The organism is Pseudomonas sp. 43(2021) (genome assembly GCF_017490805.1).
Lineage (GTDB): Bacteria > Pseudomonadota > Gammaproteobacteria > Pseudomonadales > Pseudomonadaceae > Aquipseudomonas.
On the sequence record NZ_JAFGYJ010000249.1, the window covers coordinates 1 to 528 of the forward strand.

At 61.9% G+C, this 528-nt stretch carries 1 protein-coding gene; it reads right to left on the reverse strand.

What is annotated here, in order from left to right:
• Positions 1-528: lytic murein transglycosylase (locus J5M71_RS27020; protein WP_207838576.1), on the reverse strand; the 528-nt coding region annotated here is incomplete at both ends.

Below are 528 nucleotides of genomic sequence, written 5' to 3' on the forward strand. Positions count from 1 at the left end.
TTTACGAATCGCGCCATCGGCCAGCGTGTAGTTGAAACCGCTCGGCAATTGCACCTCGAAGCCCCAAGGCTGGCCGCGTTGCCAGCCCGAGCTTTGCAGGTAATGCGCGGTCGAGGCCAGCGCATCGGCGGGGCTGCCCCAGATGTCGCGGCGACCGTCACCATCAAAGTCCACGGCGTGGGTGTTGTAAGTGGTCGGAATGAACTGGGTCTGGCCCATCGCGCCGGCCCAGGAACCGAGCATCTTCTCCGGGGTGATATCGCCCTGTTGCAGAATCTGCAGGGCGGCGATCAGTTGCGCGTGAGCAAAGCCCGGACGACGGCCTTCGTAGGCAAGGGTGGCCAGCGAGTTGATCACCGACTTGCTGCCCTGAAACTGACCGAAATTGCTTTCCATGCCCCACACCGACACCAGTGCCTGGCGATCAACGCCATAACGCTGCTCGATGCTTTGCAGAATGTCGGCGTACTGATTGATCAACGCCTGGCCCTTGCGGACGCGCAGTGGCGACAGCGCACCGTCAAGGTA